14 protein-coding genes are annotated in these 19,508 nt (G+C 55.5%); 12 read left to right on the forward strand and 2 right to left on the reverse strand.

The annotated features are described in order from the left end of the window. Window positions 1-252 precede the first annotated feature (252 nt). Window positions 253-1,464: a pyridoxal phosphate-dependent aminotransferase gene (locus tag C7820_RS03305; RefSeq protein WP_116229741.1), complete on the reverse strand. Its 1,212-nt coding sequence runs from the start codon at window positions 1,462-1,464 to the stop codon at window positions 253-255. A gap of 176 nt (window positions 1,465-1,640) precedes the next feature. Between C7820_RS03305 and C7820_RS03310 the strand changes: the two genes are divergently transcribed. Next, a complete protein-coding gene (locus C7820_RS03310) occupies window positions 1,641-2,459 on the forward strand; it encodes a carbon-nitrogen family hydrolase (RefSeq protein ID WP_116229742.1) in 819 nt (272 codons plus the stop codon). Window positions 2,460-2,537: 78 nt separating this feature from the next. Here the strand turns inward: C7820_RS03310 and C7820_RS03315 are convergent, their stop codons facing one another. Next, window positions 2,538-3,449: a LysR family transcriptional regulator gene (locus C7820_RS03315; protein WP_116229743.1), complete on the reverse strand. Its 912-nt coding sequence runs from the start codon at window positions 3,447-3,449 to the stop codon at window positions 2,538-2,540. A 204-nt stretch (window positions 3,450-3,653) separates the two neighbouring features. Between C7820_RS03315 and leuC the strand changes: the two genes are divergently transcribed. From leuC to C7820_RS03370, 11 genes are all read left to right on the forward strand, one after another. Continuing rightward, window positions 3,654-5,078, forward strand: a complete 1,425-nt coding sequence (gene leuC, locus C7820_RS03320) for a 3-isopropylmalate dehydratase large subunit (RefSeq protein ID WP_116229744.1) — start codon at window positions 3,654-3,656, stop codon at window positions 5,076-5,078. A gap of 14 nt (window positions 5,079-5,092) precedes the next feature. Continuing rightward, the gene (gene leuD, locus C7820_RS03325; RefSeq protein WP_116229745.1) at window positions 5,093-5,695 is read left to right on the forward strand and encodes a 3-isopropylmalate dehydratase small subunit; all 603 of its coding nucleotides are present in this window, start codon (window positions 5,093-5,095) and stop codon (window positions 5,693-5,695) included. A 299-nt stretch (window positions 5,696-5,994) separates the two neighbouring features. Beyond that, window positions 5,995-7,497, forward strand: coding sequence for an N-acetylmuramoyl-L-alanine amidase family protein (locus tag C7820_RS03330; RefSeq protein WP_116229746.1), 1,503 nt, complete (start codon window positions 5,995-5,997; stop codon window positions 7,495-7,497). Between the two features lie 31 nt (window positions 7,498-7,528). Then, on the forward strand, window positions 7,529-8,203 hold the full coding sequence (locus C7820_RS03335) for a GerMN domain-containing protein (RefSeq protein ID WP_116231609.1): 675 nt from the start codon (window positions 7,529-7,531) through the stop codon (window positions 8,201-8,203). A 281-nt stretch (window positions 8,204-8,484) separates the two neighbouring features. Beyond that, entirely contained in the window at window positions 8,485-9,924 is a 1,440-nt protein-coding gene (locus tag C7820_RS03340; RefSeq protein ID WP_116229747.1) for an N-acetylmuramoyl-L-alanine amidase family protein, read from the forward strand. 31 nt (window positions 9,925-9,955) lie between these two features. Next, the gene (locus C7820_RS03345; protein WP_116229748.1) at window positions 9,956-10,663 is read left to right on the forward strand and encodes a GerMN domain-containing protein; all 708 of its coding nucleotides are present in this window, start codon (window positions 9,956-9,958) and stop codon (window positions 10,661-10,663) included. A 191-nt stretch (window positions 10,664-10,854) separates the two neighbouring features. After that, window positions 10,855-13,590: an S-layer homology domain-containing protein gene (locus C7820_RS03350; protein ID WP_116229749.1), complete on the forward strand. Its 2,736-nt coding sequence runs from the start codon at window positions 10,855-10,857 to the stop codon at window positions 13,588-13,590. Between the two features lie 89 nt (window positions 13,591-13,679). Next, window positions 13,680-14,354 carry an endonuclease III gene (gene nth, locus C7820_RS03355; RefSeq protein ID WP_076170938.1) on the forward strand — a complete coding sequence of 225 codons (675 nt, stop codon included), beginning with the start codon at window positions 13,680-13,682 and terminating at the stop codon, window positions 14,352-14,354. Window positions 14,355-14,386: 32 nt separating this feature from the next. Beyond that, window positions 14,387-14,659, forward strand: coding sequence for an NAD/NADP transhydrogenase alpha subunit (locus C7820_RS03360; RefSeq protein ID WP_076170940.1), 273 nt, complete (start codon window positions 14,387-14,389; stop codon window positions 14,657-14,659). 188 nt (window positions 14,660-14,847) lie between these two features. Next, on the forward strand, window positions 14,848-18,507 hold the full coding sequence (locus C7820_RS03365) for a dynamin family protein (RefSeq protein ID WP_116229750.1): 3,660 nt from the start codon (window positions 14,848-14,850) through the stop codon (window positions 18,505-18,507). Window positions 18,508-18,623: 116 nt separating this feature from the next. Continuing rightward, window positions 18,624-19,442 (forward strand): helix-turn-helix domain-containing protein, encoded by an 819-nt coding sequence (locus C7820_RS03370; RefSeq protein WP_181908923.1) that lies wholly within the window; start codon window positions 18,624-18,626, stop codon window positions 19,440-19,442. Window positions 19,443-19,508 lie beyond the last annotated feature (66 nt).

The following is a 19,508-nucleotide window of genomic DNA, read 5'->3' on the forward strand; positions in this document are numbered from 1 at the left end:
GATGATTGGATCATCCGGCTTTGGGCCCTGTAACAGAAGGCACTGTCCTGCACACAGGCAGGCCGCTCAGGGGTAGGTTTCGGAAGGGCTCGCGGTAAATTCTTTCAGCCGGTGGAATTTACTCTCTGGGCGCGAGTGGCCGTTCTTACTGGTCCCGTCAACGCGTTTCATTATGTTTCTATATATGCTTCCTTTGGTTCTTCCGCTTTATTTTCACCTAGAATACCACGAAGCGGCGGTCTTTGCAAAAGGTTATACGAACAGATTCAGACGTCCGATCCGCTCGGCAGCTTCCTGCAGCCTCTCCTCGGAGGTCAGCAGCCCGACCCGGACGTAGCCTTCGCCATGCCGGCCGAAACCGATGCCGGGAGCAACCGCCACCTTGGCATCTTTCAGCAGGAGGTCGGCAAACGACTCCGACGTAAAGCCGTTGGGCACCGGCAGCCAGCTGAAGAAGGAACCGCCCGGCTTCTCCGCCGTCCAGCCGATGCGGCCGAGACCGTCGAAAAAGGCGTTGCGCCGCGATTCATACCGCTGCACGAGCTCCTGTACGCAGTCCTGGGAGGAGGTGAGCGCCGCAGCGGCCGCGGCTTGGATGCCGCCGAACAGGCTGACGTAGATATGATCCTGCAGGTTGTTGATAAGCGAAATCACGTCCCTGTTGCCCAGCGCAAATCCGACACGCCAGCCAGCCATGTTGTACGTTTTGGACAGGGTGTAAAATTCGATGCCGACTTCCTTGGCGCCCGGTGCCTGCAGGAAGCTGACGGGGCGCTCGCCGTCAAAGCCGATGGCGCCGTAAGCGAAGTCGCTTGCGACGACGATGCCGTTCTCTCTGGCGAAGCGGACCGTGTCCTCATAGAAGCTTAGCGGGGCGACGGCCGATGTCGGATTGTTCGGATAATTCAGAAACATCAGCTTGGCGCGTGCCCGGTCCGCCGGGCTGATCCGGCCGTAATCCGGCAGGAAGGCGTTGTCCGCCAGCAGCGGCATAAACGACATTTCGGCTTTGGCCAGCGCTACGCCGGACCAGTAATCGGGGTATCCCGGATCCGGAACGAGGCACAGATCACCGGGATTGAGCAAAATCTGCGGGAGCTGCACCAGGCCCGTTTTGCCGCCGAACAAAATGGCAACTTCTTTCTCAGGGTCAAGCTCCACGCCATAATCCTCGAGATAGCGCTTTGCGATCGCTTCCTTTAAAAAGGCAAAGCCGGTAAACGGCGAATATTTATGATAGAGCGGGTTGGCTGCCGCCTCCTGCAGCGCGGACACGATGTGTCCCGGCGTCGGTGTATCGGGATTGCCTTGCCCCAGATTGATGACGTCATGCCCAGCGGCGATTTCCCGGTTCACCTTCTGCACGAGGGTAGCGAAAAACTGGGTCGGCAGCTGGGTCATCACTTCGGCGGGTACGATGGGAAAAGCGGATGTCGGACGTGCGTTGTCCTCTGATGAATGCATATCAAATCACTCCGGTCTGGACTCGAGAATAATATGTTTAAATCTATCACGATTTATCCGGGCTGTATAGAGGGAAATGACTGCTTGCACGCGGAATGGGCAGCGACTATGATGGTATACAAATGAGATTTGCGGATCAAGCCGTTCGCGCCATGATCCAGGGGAGGAAACCAATCATGCCTTTAACTGAACGCGCGGTGCTGCGAGCCGCTTTAATACAGGCCGATATTCAAATCGGCCAGCCGGAGGCGAACCGCCGCCATATGGAAGACCTGCTGGAAAAGGCGGTTTCTGCGGAGCCGAAGCCGGAACTGCTAGTGCTGCCCGAAATGTGGAATACCGGTTACGCGCTGGAGCAGATCCAGGAGCTCGCCGATCCGGATGGCAGGGAGAGCCGGGAATGGTTATCGGCTTTTGCCAAGCGGCACGGGGTGACGATCGTTGGCGGCTCTATCGCGGAGAAGAAGGACGGCAGCATCTACAACACGATGTACGTTTTTAACGAACAAGGTGACACGACGGCCCAATATTCCAAGATTCACCTCTTCCGGCTGATGGACGAGGAGAAGCATCTTGAGGCTGGCGATGAAATCGTCAGCTTTGCATTGCGTGAGGGCTTTCAGGCCGGCGCTTCGATCTGCTACGACATCCGTTTTCCGGAGCTGGCCCGCACCCAGGCGCTGAACGGCGTAAAGGTGCTGATCGTGCCTGCCGAATGGCCGCATCCGCGCCTGCACCACTGGCGCACGCTGCTGATGGCCCGGGCGATCGAGAACCAGATGTATGTCATCGCCTGCAACCGCGTCGGGGTGAGCGGAAGCACCGAGTTTTTCGGCCATTCGCTCATCATCGACCCCTGGGGCGAGATTGTGGCTGAGGGCGGCGAGGGCGAAGAGATCGTGACCGGTGAACTGGATCTTGGGCTGGTCGATGAAGTGAGGGGCCGGATTCCGGTGTTCGAGGACCGCCGCCCCGATATTTACCGTAAACCGTAATCTCAAACCTCAATCTTCAAACCGGTAACCGCACATGGAAAAAGGTCCGGGCTCTCCGCCCGGGCCTTTGCACGTTTTTTAGACCAGATCATTCAGCGTTTCCTTGAACGTTTCGATAAAAGCCTCCGCCGCTTTGGACAAATACCGTCCGCGCCGGTATGCGACCACAAGCGTACGGCTCGGCACCGGCTCGGCAAGGGGAAGGTATACCGGCACGAATTCGCTTCGCGGCGCCCGCGCGATAAACCGCGGTACCAGCGTGATGCCCATGCCCGTGGCGACGAGTGACTGGATCGTCTCCATGTTGTTGCTCTCAAAGACGACCTTGGGCTCGAAACCGGCCTGCTGGCACAGGTCAAAGGTTATTTTGCGGAAGCCCTGTCCTTTTTTGAGCACGATAAACGATTCCCCGCTCAGCTCATCGATCCGGACCGGAACCGGCTTCCCGGCTTTGGCTCTGGCAGCGAGCGGATGCGATTCCGGTACGGCGAGGTCAATCTTTTCTTCGCCGATCACCTCGTATGTCAGCGAAGGCTCCTGCAGCGGCAGGGAGAGCAGGCTGAGGTCCGACTTGCCTCCCGCCGTAAGCTTCTCCAGGTTCATGGAGGAGTCCTCCAGCAGAGTGATTTCGATGTCAGGGTACTGGCGTCTGAATGTGGGAAGCACATGCGGAAGCAAGTGCGCGCCTGTAATCGGCATGCTGCCGATGACCACCTTGCCGCTCTTCAGCTGGGAGATATCAGCCATTTCCTGGCGCAGCAGCTCCACGGCGTCCATAATTTTTTGGGCCTGCTCCATGAAGGAAGCCCCGGCATGCGTCAGTTCCACTGTGCTTGTATTGCGCTGAAACAGCAGCACCCCGAGCTCTTTCTCCAGCTTGGACAGCTGTTGGCTCAAGGAGGGCTGGGCGATGTGCAGCTTCTCGGCGGCTCGGGAGAAATTTCGCTCTTGGGCGATTTGGAGTGCGTATTGCAGCTGTCTAAGTTCCATGAGACACCTTCCTTTGCTTTCTATAAAGTAGCGGATAAAACACGCTTTTCTTGATAGTTAAATCCTATTACTTTTATAGATATTATATCTTGGATCAATTAAGCTGCAAATGCTATATTTAGTGTAATTCAAGAGGCTGCCGGGCTGAATCGACTTCTGTCCGGCGTCTCTTCCAAGGAACGAAACCATGAAGAGGTGACAGTGATGAGTAAAAGAACGATGTTTGAGAAAATCTGGGATAACCACGTGATTCATCAGGAAGAAGGCAAGCCGAGCATTTTGTACATCGATTTGCACCTCGTCCACGAGGTAACGTCCCCGCAAGCCTTCGAGGGCCTGCGCCTGAGCGGCCGCAAGGTGCGCCGTCCGGAGCTGACGTTCGCAACGATGGACCATAACGTACCGACGAAAGACCGTTTTAACATTACAGACCCGATCTCCAAGCAGCAGATCGACACGCTGTCGCAGAACTGCCGCGACTTCGGCGTCACCCTCTTTGATCTGGATACGATTGATCAAGGGGTCGTGCACGTTATGGGGCCGGAACTCGGTCTGACCCATCCGGGCAAAACGATCGTCTGCGGCGACAGCCACACCTCGACTCACGGTGCATTCGGCGCTCTGGCGTTCGGGATTGGCACAAGCGAAGTGGAACACGTGCTGGCTACCCAATGCTTGCAGCAGGCCAAAGCGAAGACGATGGAAGTGCGCTTCGTCGGCAAGCGCAATCCCGGCGTAACGGCGAAAGACATGATCCTCGGCGTCATTGCCAAGTACGGCACGGATTTTGCTACAGGTTATGTTATTGAGTACACGGGCGAAGCGATCCGCGAGCTGTCGATGGAAGAGCGCATGACCGTCTGCAACATGTCGATCGAAGGCGGTGCCAGAGCGGGCATGATCGCTCCGGATGAAACGACATTCGAATATTTGCGCGGACGCCAATACGTGCCGCAAGGCAGCGACTTTGACCAAGCGGTGGAGCAGTGGAAGCAGCTCGTCACCGACGAAGGCGCAGCATACGACCGCGTTGTGGAATTTGACGTGGAGACCCTGATCCCGCAAGTGACCTGGGGAACGAGCCCGGGGATGGGTACGGACATTACGTCCCGCGTGCCGGTGCCGGCGGAACTGCCGACCGAAAACGAACGCAAAGCAGCTGAAAAAGCGATTGAATATATGGGCCTGACGCCGGGAACGCCGATGTCGGAAATCGAAATCGACTACGTGTTTATCGGTTCCTGCACCAACGGCCGGATCGAGGACCTGCGCGCTGCGGCCCAGGTAGCCAAGGGGCACAAAGTGTCCGACCGGGTAACGGCGATCGTCGTTCCGGGTTCGGGACGCGTCAAGATCCAGGCGGAGAAGGAAGGACTGGACAAAATTTTCACCGAAGCGGGCTTCGAATGGCGCGATGCCGGATGCAGCATGTGCCTGGCGATGAACCCGGACGTTCTCCAGCCGGGACAGCGCTGCGCATCGACGTCCAACCGGAACTTCGAAGGCCGTCAAGGCCGCGGCGGACGCACGCACCTCGTGTCTCCGGCAATGGCTGCAGCAGCAGCGATCAAGGGTCGGTTCACGGATGTCCGTGATTGGAACTTCAAAACGGAAGCGGTCAGCAGCTAAGGAGGAGAATAAACATGGAAGCTTTTACGAAATTAACAGGTCTCGTCGCTCCGGTAGACCGGGTGAACGTGGATACGGATGCCATCATTCCTAAACAATTTTTGAAGCGGATCGAACGCACCGGTTTCGGACAATTTCTGTTCTATGAATGGAGATTCGATGAGCAGGGCAACGACATCCCGCAGTTTTCGCTGAACCAGCCGCGCTATAAAGGCGCTTCGATTCTGATCTCCAGAGCGAACTTCGGCTGCGGTTCTTCCCGTGAGCATGCGCCATGGGCGATCATGGATTACGGGTTCAGATGCATCATCGCTCCATCGTTCGCAGACATTTTCTACAACAACTGCTTTAAGAACGGCATTCTGCCGATCAAACTGTCGGAAGAGCAGGTGGAAGACCTGTTCCAGCGTACGGCAGCCAATGAAGGCTACGAGCTGAACGTCGACCTGGAAAACAAAACGATCACGGATGCCCAAGGTCTGCGTATCGGTTTCGACCTGGATGAGCACCGCCGTCAGTTCCTGCTGCAAGGCCTGGACGATATCGGCCTGACCCTTCAGCATGAAGATGCCATCTCCGCCTATGAGCAAAAGCACGCGGATCGCTTGTTCGCGTAACTTATCCAGCCGGATGGGCAACACTGCCCTTCATTATAAGCTCCCATGCTCCGATAAGGAGTGTGGGGGCTTTTTTGCTGGGCGCTGGAGTATACCCGAGGAGCCGAAGGAGACAGGGGAGGTCGATATTTGGATAAATCGGGAAAGAAAACAGGTAAAAATTTGTAAAATCAAGCAGGAATATAAGATGAGCACACAGAAATTGTTACAGGTCAAATACCGTTAATGTTTTTTTTCATACATACATTCTGCGGCTTGTCACGAGCAGCAGCAAAAAATCAGTTTGTCAGAGGTGGAACATGAAGAAATTCGGCTTTTTACTGTTTTTATTGATGTTCGCCTTTATTGTCGGCGCCCAGGCGCCGTCGGTATCGGCGGCAAGCGGCACGGAGATCGTGCTGGACGGGAAACAACTGGACATGCCTGCGGACGCAGGGGTTGTCAACGTGAACGGGAGCATTATGGTTCCCTTCCGCGTGGTCGGTGAAAATCTTGGATTTGCCGTAGATTGGGAGCAGAAGTCGCAGAAGGTCACGATTCAGAAAGGCAGCACCAAGATGCTGCTTGTCGTGAAGCAGCAATCGGCAACCGTGAACGGCAAAAAGGTGAGCCTGGATCAGCCGCCGCTCCTGCAGAAGGGCAGCGTCGTTGTGCCGATCCGGTTCGTGAGCGAACAGATGGGGCTTGCGGTCAGTTGGGATAGCGTCAACAAAACTGTGTACCTGTCGACGGATGGATCGAATCCGTCGGGAGCCGATCCGGGAACAGGAGCAGGCAGTGGAGGCACGATACCGGTTCCTGATACGGGGAGCGGCAATCCGGAAGGCACCGCTCCGTCAGGCGGTTCTGAAGGATCCGGCGTGACCGACCAGGAGGGGATTGCCGAGTTGACTGGCATCAGTTTTAGCGACAACCGCCTGATGATCGCTACCTCCGGCAACGGAAATGTGGTCCCGAAAGTGTTTACGATGAAAAATCCGGACCGCATCGTCGTGGATCTGCCGCAGACCCAATTCTCAGGAGCACTCGGCGAGACGCTTCCCTTGAGCGCCGACGCTCAAGGGAAGCTGGACGTCAGCGGGTATCCCGACGTTTCCGGGATCCGGTATTCGTTGTTCAGCAGCAGTCCGTCCACCGTTCGGATCGTGATTGATTTGAACTATGCCAAAAACTATGCCGCATACCCGGATCCGTCCGGAAGCGGGATGTTTATCGTCGACTTGAATTTAGCTTCGGAGACGCCGACGGTTCCGGTCGGGGGCAGCGGGAAGAAGGTCGTCGTGATCGACGCCGGGCACGGTGCGAAGGATCCCGGGACGATCGGCTATTCGAAAACGAAAGAGAAGGACTTCAACCTGGCGGTAGCCCTAAAGGTCGGACAGCTTCTCGGGAGCGAGCCGAATATCGATTTTGTTCTGACGAGAAGTGATGACACTTTCCTCGAGTTGAAGGACCGTGTTAAAATAGCCAACGATCTGAATGCCGACGTATTTGTATCCATCCATGCGAACAGCGCGGGCTCGTCTGCGGCGAGCGGCAGCGAAACCTATTATCAGCGTGATGCAAGCAAATCGCTGGCGAACGTGCTGCACAAGTATTTGGTTCAGGCTACCGGCCTGGCGGACCGGGGAGTGAAATACGGCAACTTCCACGTCATTCGGGAGACCAAAATGCCGGCTGTTCTCCTGGAGGCTGGTTATCTGAGCAATCCGAAGGATGAGGCAACCTTGTTCTCCGAAAACGTTCAGCAGTCCGTCGCGCAGGGGATCGTGAACGGCATTAAGGAATATTTGGGTTTATAGAATTCGGAACTTGTCAGAAAGGAGTGTTATGGTGAATAAAAAAATATGGTGCGCAGTTCTTCTGTCCGCCGTGATGATTGTGGGAGCAGGCTGCGGTCAGAAAGCGAAGACGGCTCCTCCTCCGCCAGCGAGCGCTTCCGAACCGAGCTCAATTCAAGCGGACGAGAGCACATCGCCGCCGGTTACGGAAGGTACTGCTCCGGATGACAGCACGGCAGGCAGCAATTCGGGCAATGACAGCAGTGGAGAGACCGGGGAAACCAAGGGTGAATCAACCGGTGAGGCAGCTAAGGATCAGCCCAGTTTTCAGAAATTGACCGTTGATGTATATTACACCGACCCGCAGGAAATGGAGCTGAAGAAAGCCCAGAAGGAGATCAGATACCAGGTTCCTCTTGAGAAATACGTTGAGGCGTTCAAAGCGCTTCAAGACAGCGGCAGCCCCGACCTCGTTCCGCTGTGGAATAAAATCGAATTGACCAAAATGTCGCTGGACACGGATACGGGACTCCTTCATATGGATATTCATATCCCGGACGAAGCCCGGCTGGGATCGGGCGGGGAACAATTTGCCCTCGACTCGCTCAAGCAAACGATGTTTCAATTCGACGAAATCAAAGCGATCGACATCCTCGTCGACGGCCAAGCCGTGGAGAGTCTGATGGGCCACATGGATCTCGACCATCCGATCAAGAGAGGCGAGTAGATCATCGTTTCAATCATAACGAACAAGCATGCCGATTCCTATTGGGAGTCGGCATGCTTTTTTTGCGGAAACCATGCTTTTCAGCAGGGGTGTTTGAATCGATAATACATAAAATCCCGGTTTTGTCCATCCAAAGTCATAGTAAAACTTTTGCATATAGAGGAATATATTCGCAACTTTTCAGGGGTGCTCGCGTCTAATAAATGTCTGGTGATGTCGAAGATGCCGAAGCCGAAACGTCAAAAAGCAGTTGAAAAATTTGAGAATGGTAGGGGTGAATAATGAAGAAGTTTGGTTTTTTGTTTGCGTTTATATTTGTCTTCATTTTGGCGTTTCCTCATAATGGACAGGCTGCGGCAGGGAGCACAAAGATTTTTTTGAATGACAATGAGCTGAAGCTAACAGGTAATGCAGTGGTTGAAAATGTGAAGGGTAATACGATGATCCCATTTCGTGTGGTCGGAGAGAGTCTGGGATTTGATGTCGCATGGGAGCAGAAGACCGGCACGGTAACCATACAAAAGGACTCGACAGTCATAAAGCTTGTTGTTAATCAAAAGAATGCTACGGTTAACGGCAGTAAGGTTGCACTTAATATCGCGCCGATTCTGCGCACCGACACGGTCATCGTCCCGCTTCGCTTTGTGAGTGAGCAAATGGGACTGACCGTCAGCTGGGATAATGTGAAGAAAGTGGTATATTTAATTACCCCGGATTCGAATTCCGGAAACAGCGGAAATGCCGGCACCGGTGCAGGCAATGGCGGGACAACCGTACCCGGCAGCGGTGATAACGACAGCAGCGTCGGGCTCGTCAATGGACTCAGCTTCAGCGACAACCGGCTGCTGATCGCAACCAGCGGGTCGGTTAAGGCCAGCAGTTTTAAAATGACCGGTCCCGATCGGGTCGTCATCGATCTGACGAACGCGAAATTTTCGGATCAATTCAGCGGTTCTTCTCCGCTGGACAGCAATTATAACGGCTCAATCAACGTCAGCGGCTATCCGGATGTATCCAAAGTCCGTTACTCGCTGTATAACGATAATCCTTCCACGGTACGCGTGGTCATTGATCTGAATTATGCAAAAAATTATAAGTTGACCAATGAAAACGGGATGTACATCATCGACTTGAACACATCAGACAGCGGCACTCCTTCCACTCCAGTTGGCGGAGGCGGCAAAAAGATCGTCGTCATTGATGCAGGCCACGGCGATCAGGATCCTGGCGCATCAGGCGTTTCCGGCAAAAAAGAAAAAGCGTTTAACTTGGCGGTTGCCCTCAAAGTAGGGGCTCTGCTCAAAAACGATCCAAACATCGATGTCGTTCTTACCCGCAGCGACGATACGTTCCTTGAACTGAGCGAACGGGTCAAGATCGCCAACGATTTGAAGGCGGATGTATTTATTTCCATTCATGCGAACAGTGCAGGCTCCTCTGTGGCAACAGGAAGTGAAACCTATTATCAGCGGGATGCCAGCAAGGCGCTGGCCAACGTGATGCATAAGTACCTGGTACAAGCCACCGGACTGAAGGATCGCGGCGTTCGCTACGGAAATTTCCACGTCATTCGCGAAACGAAGATGCCGGCCGTGCTGCTGGAAGTCGGTTATCTGAGCAACAAAAACGACGAGGCCGCCCTTTTCTCGGAAAGCTTCCAGCAGCGGGTTGCCAAAGGCATCGTCAGTGGTATTAAAGAGTATTTGGGTGTGAAATCATGATGAGTCGCAGGAACAAGGAGGCGGGAAGTCAATGAATAAAAAAGTTTGGTGTGCAGGGGTTCTGGCTCTGGCGTTGGTTGCTTTGGCAGGCTGCGGCCAGAAGCCGACCGCAGCACCAGATCAGCAGCAGGAGACGGCCTCCGATCAGCAGGTGACTGGCAGCGGCGGAGATACGGCAGCCGGAGAAACGGGAACCGAAGGCAATGACGGTGCCGTTACTTCCGACAGCGGGCAGGACCAAGGTTCAGACCAAGGTCAGGCCTCATCCGGTTCGCAAGGGCAAGGACAGGGTCAAGAGGCGACTGGCCAGGGCCAATCCACGTCCACGCAAACGACGAATTCGAACCAAAAAAGCTTGAATATCGATGTCTATTATACAGATCCTGAGGAGCTGGATTTGCACAAAGCCCAGAAGGAAATCAGCTTCAGCAGCGAAGATGAAAAGTATAAGAAGGCGTTCGAAGCGCTGCAGGCCAGCGACAAATCGGACCTCGTTCCTCTCTGGGGCAAGGTGGAACTTAAATCGCTGAGCATGAAGGACGGTCAGCTCACCATCGACATTCATCTGCCGGATGAGGCCCGTCTCGGTGCAGGGGGGGAGCAGTTCGCCCTGGACGCGCTCGATAACACGTTGTTCCAGTTTGACGAAGTGAAGTCGATTGAGCTGCTGGTTGACGGCGCCAAGGTGGAAAGCCTGATGGGGCATGTCGATTTGGAGCATCCGATGACAAGACACTGATTTTTTTGGGGAAATTCAGGAAATATAGCAGGAGCTCGGCTCCTGGATGTCGAATTATATACAGCTAGAGCATGGCTGATAGTATCGAACTAAAGTTGGAGCGTTGCGCATCCTTTGTGGGAGCTATGATTCCTGGGGAACGGGCGCCTCCGCTTTAGTTCTTTCTATTTATTTCAGAGAGGGGCACTATCATGGTTCAGAAACGCAGCAATCATTCCTTACCTTCTAAAAAAGTCGTCTCCGCCGTCCTGGTCGGTATGATGGCATTAAGCTCGGGCACAGCCGTATTCGCGGATACCCCGGCGACGACCGGAGCGAGCGTAACAGCAGCTTCCGTCGGCCAGTTCAGTGACGTCAAGAGCGGATTCTGGGCTGAGAAGCATATATACAAGCTTGCTGCCCAGGGCATCATCCTCGGCGATAAAGGGCTGTTCCGTCCAAACGATTATGTGACTCAGCAGGAAGCCGTTACGATGGCGATCCGTTTTGCCGGGCTTCAGAACAAGCTGAGCACGGACACGGCCGTTGCGCTGCCGGAGAATGTCGTCGTAAATAATTATTTCAAGCCATACGTTGCACTCGCTTTCCAGCAAAGCCTGCTGAACAAGGCGTCCGAAAGCTCGGCCACCGGTCAAAAGGGAACCTGGGGCGAGCGGAAGGCGAGCCGGGAGTGGATCACCGAAGTGCTGGTCCGCGCCCTGGGCAAGGAAAGCCAAGCTTCCGCCGCAGCCTCGAAGGCCACGACGTTTGCTGATAACGGAAAGATTTCCGCATCAAAACGCGGATTTGTGAACGTTGCGCTGGAACTGGGCTTGACGAACGGTGTGGATGGTAACCGCTTTGATCCGCAAGGTTCGGTTACGCGTGCCCAGCTGGCGACCTTTTTCAGCCGGGCCGAAGCCTACAACAACATTAAGTACGACAACTCCGCCGAAGGCATCATCACCGGGCTGAGCGATAATAAGCTTGATTTGTATGTAGACGGCAGTGTGAAGAGTTACGCCCTTGATGCGTCAACCGGATATTTTACAAAGGATTCGGAAACGAAGATTGCCTTTACGGAACTGAAGCCGTACACCAAAGTGATGGTCATCGGCAGCGGGACGAAGGCAGGGTATGTGGAAGTGACGGATCCAACCGTTCAGCTGGAAAGTACGGAAGGAACGTTCCAGAAGCTGTCTCCGGGGAACATTCTCTGGATCGAAACGAACAGCACGTTCCAGCAGTTTACATATGATGCGGGCACGACGTTCCTGGATCAGAACGGTGCGAAGATCGATCCTTCCGCTATCGCGGTCGGCAGCAAGGTAACGGTATCTCGTGAAACGTTCAGCTCCGCCAAGAAAACGGTCATCGTTCAAGTGAAATCGGGGATCGTGAACAAGACGGGCACCGGAACGCTGCAGAGCATCGATACGGCTTCCAAGTCGCTCGTCATCAAAAATGACGCGGGCAATCTCGAGAGCTACACTTGGGATGCCAACTCCTTCTTCAGTTACCAGAATGAAATTCTGTCTCCGTCCGAACTGAAAGCAGGCTCGACCATTAATTACACGATCAGAAACAACATGATTCAATCCATTGAATTAAAACAGGGAGTGGAGCGTACGATCCGCGGATCCTTGTATGAGGTTGGAGCAAACGGCTCGACCATCACCTACAAGCGGGACGGCGGAGCACTTGAAGTGAAGCTTCTTGCCAGCAAGCCGGAAATCGTCATCAGCGGCATCAGCGCACCGCTTCTTAGCGACCTGATCGCGGATTCCACCGCTGGCGACCAGGTGCAAATTACGCTGAATCCTGACGAGCAGGTAACCAAAATCGAAGTGCTGAACCGCCAGATGGAGCAAAAACGCGGAGCCTCGGTCGTGTCCTATGAACCGAAGACGAAGCTGCTCACGCTGATGGACGCGAACAAAAAACCGTTCGTTGTGACGCTCGACGATAAAACCAAACTGGTGTACAACACGGCCAATCCGACGCTGTCCGGCATCGAATCGCTGCTGACGACCGGCCGTAAAGTGAACGTCAGCTATCTGACGAACCGGGCGCTGTCGCTTGAGGTCATCTACCAGTACGACGGCAAGGTAACCGCGATCGATACGGCTGCCAAGAAGATGACTGTGGTCACCCCTGGCGGGGAAACCCTTGTGCTGCCATACAGTAATCCGGCCGTACAGGCATACGGCAAGAGCAACGCTTCGCTGTCCGACGTGAAGATCGGCAGTGATGTCGCCCTCGTGCTGAATGCGACGCAGGATGCCATTTCGTCCATTCTTTTGAAATCGACGGTTCAGTTTGAAGTCGTGGACATGAACTATACCAGCAGCCGAATTACGGTGAAGAAGGATGGCGTGACGAGCCAGTTCTATCTGGACAAAGCCGCACTGACAGGAGATAACGGACAGGCGGTGGAGCTGGCGGATATTCGTGCCGGACAGATCCTCAACGTGACGTTTAACGGAACAAACGCGGCTGCCGCACAAATCGTGAAGCTGACGACGGGCCAAATCACGGCGGTGGATACTTCTGCGGCATCGCCAAGCATTACGGTGAAGGATTATGCCGGCACGACGGAAACGTTCAAGCTGGGAACCGGGTCGAAAATCGTCAATGACGCCGGCAGCGCTCTGAGCCTGGGGAACCTGGCTGCGGGCAACCGTGTCGAAGTCCGCAAGGACGAAAGCGGCAATGCCGTGGTCAAGGTACTGAACGTAACGACCCAAACGTACTGGAAATATGACAGTTATGCGAAGGAAATATATGTGAAACGGCAAAATGTCAATGATGCCAACCTATACAAGCTTTCGCCTGGCGCATATATTCACCAAGGTGACACGATATTGACCGTGCAATCCCTGAAAGAAAATGATACTATTGTATTGTATTTAAACAATGGAACGATTGTAGAAATACAGAAACAATAGTATGCTTTGGGAATGGTCATAAGATACACCGTCTTGATGCGGGGTTCTTACCCGCGTCAGGACGTTTTTTTTTGCAGGAGGTACTTTGCATGAAGGCTGAAACCGTTCGCTATATTTTGGACACGATCGGAGCGATGTTCCCTGACGCGCATTGTGAATTAAACCACAGCAATGCGTTCGAGCTGACGATCGCGGTTCTGTTGTCCGCCCAGTGTACGGACGAAACGGTAAACAAGGTAACCAAGGATCTTTTTCAAAAGTATAAAACGCCTGAGGATTATGTTTCGGTTCCCTTGGAGGAGCTCGAACAGGATATCCGCCGGATCGGCCTGTACCGGAACAAAGCAAAGCACATCCACAACCTGTGCCGCATTCTGATCGAACAGTACGGCGGAGAGGTTCCACGAGAGCATGACAAGCTGGTACAGCTTCCCGGCGTAGGACGCAAGACAGCCAATGTGGTGGTGTCGAATGCATTTGACGTTCCGGCGATTGCGGTGGATACGCACGTCGAGCGGGTATCCAAGCGGCTTGCTCTGGCGGGCTGGAAGGACTCGGTGCTCGAAGTGGAGAAAAAGCTGATGAAGCGGGTACCCAAGGATGAGTGGACGATCACGCACCACAGGCTCATCTTCTTCGGCCGGTATCACTGCAAGGCACAGAATCCGAAATGTCAGGTATGTCCGCTGCTCGATGTGTGCCGTGAAGGAAAAAAACGTATGAAGACGTCCCAAATCAGAAAAGATAAGGAACATACAGGATAGGAAGAACAAAGATGGAGAAGGATGGGATTTAGATGAAATGCATTTCGGTGTACACAGACAATTTTGAAATGTTTTCCGATATTTTTGACGCGGTTGTGGAAAGCAAACTGAGTGAAAACGAAGAGAAGGAAGTCGAAGGTATCACGGTGAGCCATTCGGGCGACGTGCCTGAGCATTACCTGGACCGGATGTCCGTTAAGCCTGAAGTCGTTGTCATGAAGGACAAGTCCCGTGGCTTGACGATTTTGCAGCACGGCAAAGTTTTTGAAATTTTGATTCCGGAACTGGAAAGCGCGTCGATTTAACGGCCTGTATATGCAGCGTAAGGCCCAGGATAAAACCGAATGGTATTCGGTTTTATTTTTTTTGTCCGGCAAAATGATTTCCAACCCATCGGTGGAATGTTAAAATAAAACTATTTGAATGGGTTTTCCGGCAAAAAGCGTCATGAGCCGCCTCATTCGGTCAATTGACACAAGGGAGAGTAGTCAGCATGTCGTTCACTGTCCAAACCACAGCTAGCCAAGGATCTATTGCGCTGCAGCCACTGAAAGAGCAGCTTGCCGCTTGGGGCGATGCGAGATCGGCGAGTCTCATCGACGATTTAATACATAAAGCAGACGCCGGGGAAATGACCATCGCCTTTTGCGGCCATTTCTCGGCGGGAAAATCAAGCCTGATCAATTCCTTATGCGGACGAAAGGTGCTTCCATCCGGTCCGGTGCCGACCAGCGCCAACGTCGTCTCCATCCGCAATGGCGAGCCGCGCGCCCTGATCTATCCGGCCGCAGGCGCAGGGGTTGAAGCCCCGAGAGCGCTTCAAGTCTCGCTAAAGGAACTATACGAGTACTGCACCAACGGTGGTGACTATTCATCGGTGGAAGTGTGGGATCATGTTCCTCTGCTTGGGGAGTACGGCGTATTCATGGATACACCCGGTGTGGATTCGACGGACGACGGCCATCAAAAAGCGACCCATTCCGCGCTTCATTTGGCGGATGTCGTTCTGTATGTGATGGACTATAACCATGTCCAGTCCGAAAACAATTTGGTGTTTGCCAAGAGCCTGTCGGATTGGGGCAAACCGCTGTACCTGATCGTTAACCAAATCGATAAGCACCGGGAGCGGGAGCTATCCTTTGATACCTACCGCCAGGAAGTGGAGGCGGCTTTCAAGCGGTGGCAGGTGCATTACGAAAATTTGCTGTTTATCTCGCTGAAGAATCCGGAGCATCCGTATAACCAGCGGGCTCAGCTGGATGGACTGGTGCAGGAGCTGATCGCCCAGCGGGGACCGCTATTGTCTTACAGCATCGACTGTTCCGCGCGTCATATCGCCGAGCAGCATACGGCGCAGTTCGCCGATTCGCTGCAGGAGGACATGGAGCAGCTGCTGCAGGAGATGGGAGGCGCCGAGAAGGCGGCGGAGCTGGAAAGGGAGATGGGCGGCCTCAGGGAGGAGATCGACCGGTTTGACAATATCCGGCAGCTGGAGCGGGAAGCGGTCCGCCGTGAGGCGGAAGGACTGCTCGAGAATGCCAACCTGACGCCGGCCGATCTGCGGGATCGGGCGCAGCTGTTTCTCGAAAGCCGCAAGCCGGGCTTCAAGAAGGGCTTTCTGTTCTCCGGGGCAAAGACGGAGCAGGAGAAGCAGGAGCGCTTGGAAGGCTTTCTGTCGTCTTTGCGGGAGCAGTGCGCCTCCCAGATCGGGTGGCATCTTCAGGAGCTGCTGCGCCGCTGGGGACAGTCCCACCGGATTTGGAACGAGGAACGCAATCAGCAGCTTGCCGATCGGATGCCGGTCATCGGGCCGGAACTGCTGGAGGGCACGGTGGAGCCGGGAGCGGTGCTGTCCGGCGAATACCTGCTGAATTACTGCCGCAAGCTGTCGGCAGAAATCAAGGCGCTGTACCGCCGCGCTGCGCTGGACGCGGCGGAAGAGATGCTGGCGGATGTCGAGGCATCCGCCGCGCCCGCCAAGCAGCGCGCACAGCAGGAGCTGGCCGCGCTGCAGGAGCAGTCCGCCGCGATGGCCCGCTACACGGAGCTGGCAGCGGCCATCGCGGCGCGCAAGGAAGCGGCGGCGCGCCTGCTGCCGCCGCAACAGGCGCTCACCCCCGGCACCCTGCCGCGGGTGAGCGCCCCAACCCGGCCGGCGGCGCAGCCGGCCGGGGAAGACGCGGGCGCGCCGATGGCGGCGCCCGCTGTGAAGCCCGCCCCGCATGGCGGGGCGGGGCCGCAGGGCGGCGCGGCCAAGGGCCGCCGCCAGCGGCTGGACGCGGCCGCGGCGCAGCTGCGCGAAGCGGCTGCGCTGCTGGGGCGCCATCCCGCGCTGGCTTCCGCCGCGCGGGGGCTTGAGAGCCGAGCCGGGGCGCTGGCCGGCGGCTCGTTCACGATGGCACTGTTCGGCGCGTTCAGTGCCGGCAAGTCTTCGTTCGCCAACGCTCTGCTCGGCGACAGCGTGCTGCCCGTCTCGCCGCATCCGACGACAGCGGCGATCAACCGCATCCTGGCGCCTGAGGGCGAGTATGCGCACGGGACGGCCAGGGTGCAAATGAAGTCGGCCGAGGCCTTCCAGGACGATTTGGCGTATTCCTTCTCGATCCTCCAGCTTAGCAAGCCGGAAGGCGACGGCTGGCTCGAGGCGGTACGCTCCATGAAGCCGGAAGGTGTGCATCCGGCCGGCCTGCCGCATTACGGATTTCTCAAGGCGGCCGCCGCGGGCTGGGACCTGGCGAAACCGCTGCTGGGCAGCGTTCGAACCGTTGATATGACGGAGTACCGCTCTTTTGTAGCCGATGAGACCAAATCTTGCTTTGTCGACCGGATTGACCTGTATTACAGCTCTCCGCTGACGGAGCAGGGAATCGTGCTCGTGGATACGCCGGGGGCCGACTCGCTGCACGCCCGCCATACCGGCGTGACGTTCCAATATATGAAGCAGGCGGACGCCATCGTTTTTGTAACGTATTATAATCACGCGTTTTCCAAGGGCGACAGGCAGTTCCTGACCCAGCTCGGCCGGGTGAAAGACAGCTTTGCCCTCGATAAAATGTTTTTCATCGTCAACGCGGCCGATCTGGCTGCTTCCCAGGAAGAGCTGGAGCAGGTCGTCAAGCATGTGGACGGCAACCTGAAAGCCCGGGGTATCCGGCTGCCGCATATTTACCCCCTCTCCAGCATGACTGCGCTCGAGGCGAAGCTGGGCGGAGATGAAGCCATGCTGGCGCAATCGGGACTCGGCGCATTTGAAGATGCGCTCGGAGTCTTCGCCGGGGAAGAGCTGCCCAAGCTGTCCCTTCAAGCCGCCGCATCCGAGGTTTCGGCTGCACGGAAAAGGGCGGAGGAATGGGCGCGTCTGTCCCGGCAGGATGCAGGCAGCAGGCAGCGGCGCAAGCAGGAGCTGGTCCGGACAGCTGAGCAGGCTAAGGGGCTTGTCGGGCAGTTTGCCACCATGCAGCAGGGGAACCTGATTGCACAGGAAACGAAAGAGCTGCTGTTCCACGTCAGACAGCGGATCGGTTTTGGAATGGGTGACTTTTTTAACGAAACGTTTCATCCTTCCGTTCTGCGTGAGGATGCGGGTCAACTGAAGCGGGTGTTTGCCGGGTGCGGACGTGAGCTGGAACGGACGCTCGTCCGTGAGCTGGAGCAGGAGCTGCTGGCCACGACGCTTCGATTGGAGAACAAAGGCAAACAAATCGTGCACGCGGCCGCCGTACAGACGACAGAGGATATATCCGCACTGGATGCCGGTTTGGTTCTGAATCCGCCGGAGGAGAAGGAGTGGGAAACGCCGGAGCTTAAGGAAGTTCAGCTGGAAGGCATCGTCGACTGGAACGCGGCCTGGGGATATTTTAAATCGCCGAAGGCTTTCTTTGAAGGCGGAGGACGCGAAAAAATGCGTGCGGCTGTAGAAGAACAGATCAAGGAAGCGCTGAGCCGCGAAGTATCCGCTCAGGAAGGGCTGCTGTCTGATTTTTACGCGCAGCGAATGGGGGATGCCCAGCATAGGCAGGCCGGCGTCCTGCAGGAGCAGCTGAAGGAAACGGTCGATGCGCTGACCGCCTCGCTGGAACAGGGCGAACGGCCGGAGACGTGGGATACCCTCGCAGCCGAACTGCTTCATATTGAGACACGTATGACATCTTAGGAGGTGCCCCGGCAAGGAAGATGAGGACTCCTCCGCATATGGGGGCAGCCAATGGCTTCCGACTGCCGGGACGGCGCCATTTTGTCGGAAATGAACAAGCTACAGGGGGAAGATTCATGGAGGAGGCCAATGAACTGGCCCGCCAGTTTGCAGACGGCGTCTTAACGGTGACCGGCGTCTATATGACTTCGCTTCAACCCGGTAATTACAACGGCCATACGAAGGAACGCCCGACTTCCAGTGCGGGCTTCGTATTTGCGCTGCGCGGCAAGGCGGAATTTGTATTTAACGGTACGGCGTATGACGTCCGGCCAGGGATTGTCGTTCATGGCGGCAAAGGAATGACGCTGGAGCTGGCGGTCGGTGATGAAGGGTTTGACTATGTCTTAATCCATTACGAACTTGCCGCTCCCGGCGGAAATCCTGCCCCATGCACTATCCGTCATTTCGGCTGGCGTGCCGCAGCGGATGAAGCGCTGACGGATAAGCTGATTGCACTTCATTTGGCTGCCCTTCGACCTGGTCCCATTCAGCACTTGCGCACCAAAGAGCTGTTCTATGCGCTGCTGTTTGATCTGTTGACGGGATCCAGCCAAGGCAGGGACCAAGGCGGAACCGGCATTGCCGAACAGGCGACGGCATACATTCACGGACATTTTCAGGAGCCGCTAACGCTGGAGCAACTGGCCAGTGTGTACGGCCTCGGCGTAAAGCGGTTTTCTTACCTATTTCATAAGTACACCGGGCTGTGTCCGATCGATTATCTCATTCAGTACCGCATGAAGTGGGCGAAGCATCTGCTCGTAACCGGCGTCAGCAGCATCGGTGATATTGCCGCTGGCGTCGGTTATGCCGATGCGCATTATTTCAGCAGACTGTTTAAAAAGCATGTCGGTGTGACGCCTACCGAGTTCCGGGCCCGTCGTGGGCAATAATCCACTTCCATTCGGGAATTTGTCTATTCTCAGCAGGCGCCCTGTCTGTATATACTGTATATGATA

It is taken from the genome of Paenibacillus sp. VMFN-D1, assembly GCF_003386155.1.
Lineage (GTDB): Bacteria > Bacillota > Bacilli > Paenibacillales > Paenibacillaceae > Paenibacillus_AQ > Paenibacillus_AQ favisporus.

Excerpts from the sequence above, each read along its gene's own strand:
- C7820_RS03305 (WP_116229741.1), bottom strand. The coding sequence starts at position 1,464 with ATGCATTCATCAGAGGACAACGCACGTCCGACATCCGCTTTTCCCATC.
- C7820_RS03310 (WP_116229742.1), top strand. The coding sequence starts at position 1,641 with ATGCCTTTAACTGAACGCGCGGTGCTGCGAGCCGCTTTAATACAGGCC.
- C7820_RS03315 (WP_116229743.1), bottom strand. The coding sequence starts at position 3,449 with ATGGAACTTAGACAGCTGCAATACGCACTCCAAATCGCCCAAGAGCGA.
- leuC (WP_116229744.1), top strand. The coding sequence starts at position 3,654 with ATGAGTAAAAGAACGATGTTTGAGAAAATCTGGGATAACCACGTGATT.
- leuD (WP_116229745.1), top strand. The coding sequence starts at position 5,093 with ATGGAAGCTTTTACGAAATTAACAGGTCTCGTCGCTCCGGTAGACCGG.
- C7820_RS03330 (WP_116229746.1), top strand. The coding sequence starts at position 5,995 with ATGAAGAAATTCGGCTTTTTACTGTTTTTATTGATGTTCGCCTTTATT.
- C7820_RS03340 (WP_116229747.1), top strand. The coding sequence starts at position 8,485 with ATGAAGAAGTTTGGTTTTTTGTTTGCGTTTATATTTGTCTTCATTTTG.
- C7820_RS03345 (WP_116229748.1), top strand. The coding sequence starts at position 9,956 with ATGAATAAAAAAGTTTGGTGTGCAGGGGTTCTGGCTCTGGCGTTGGTT.
- C7820_RS03350 (WP_116229749.1), top strand. The coding sequence starts at position 10,855 with ATGGTTCAGAAACGCAGCAATCATTCCTTACCTTCTAAAAAAGTCGTC.
- nth (WP_076170938.1), top strand. The coding sequence starts at position 13,680 with ATGAAGGCTGAAACCGTTCGCTATATTTTGGACACGATCGGAGCGATG.
- C7820_RS03360 (WP_076170940.1), top strand. The coding sequence starts at position 14,387 with ATGAAATGCATTTCGGTGTACACAGACAATTTTGAAATGTTTTCCGAT.
- C7820_RS03365 (WP_116229750.1), top strand. The coding sequence starts at position 14,848 with ATGTCGTTCACTGTCCAAACCACAGCTAGCCAAGGATCTATTGCGCTG.
- C7820_RS03370 (WP_181908923.1), top strand. The coding sequence starts at position 18,624 with ATGGAGGAGGCCAATGAACTGGCCCGCCAGTTTGCAGACGGCGTCTTA.